1 protein-coding gene and 1 pseudogene are annotated in these 735 nt (G+C 65.2%); both read right to left on the bottom strand.

Features of this window, described 5'->3' with window-relative positions:
* Positions 1 to 236: pseudogene (locus tag FEM54_RS33435) on the bottom strand (RNA polymerase subunit sigma-70); the annotation flags it as partial.
* The coding region (locus tag FEM54_RS33440; protein WP_138454385.1) for a sigma-70 family RNA polymerase sigma factor at positions 233 to 735 on the bottom strand (503 nt) is incomplete at its 5' end. The pseudogene FEM54_RS33435 and the gene FEM54_RS33440, both read right to left, overlap by 4 nt.

Here is a 735-nt window from a genome sequence, read left to right on the forward strand (position 1 = left end):
GGCACACCGGCGTCCTGGTTGTTTGCCGTGCTGCGCTCGATGCGCCGCCACAGTTGCGCGGACGGCGGCACGGGTTCGGCCAAGGCGGTCAGCGGCAGCAGGCGCTGCTCCCAGGCATCTACCGCCGCACGCAGCTCGCTGTCATGTTTCAAGCGTTGCTCGACCTCGGCGCGTTGCTCGGCGGGCAGGGTGCCCAACACATATTCGCTGGCGAGTTCATCCAGTGGGTTGCTCATGCCATGCACTCGCGCAGCGCGACGAGGCTCCGTTTGATCCAGGCTTTGACGGTGCCCAGGGGCGTGTCCAGTTTCCGGGCGATTTCGCTGTGGGAATAACCGTCGACATAGGCGTGAAGGATGCACGTGCGACGGGTCGGGTCGAGTTGTTCCAGGCAGCGGTACACCTGACCTTCTCGGGCGCTGAATTCGAAGCTGTCATTGGGGGCGGCGAGTTGCTCGTGTTCGTCGCTCAATGCCACCTCCCGGTAGTGATTGCGCACGGCATTGAGCGCCAGGTGCCGGGTGATGCTGAACACCCAGCCCCGCGCCGAACCACGGCTTGGGTCGAAACTGCCGGCGCCGCGCCAGACCTTGATAAACGCGTCATGCACGACATCTTCGGCCAGGGCTTTGTCACGCACAATGCGCAACGCCACGCCGAGCAAGCGGCTGCTGTCCTCGGCATAGAGTTGGCGCAAGGCGCGTTGGTCGCCACGGGCACACGCCGCCAGGCAGG

This window comes from Pseudomonas edaphica (assembly GCF_005863185.1).
Classification (GTDB): Bacteria; Pseudomonadota; Gammaproteobacteria; order Pseudomonadales; family Pseudomonadaceae; genus Aquipseudomonas; species Aquipseudomonas edaphica.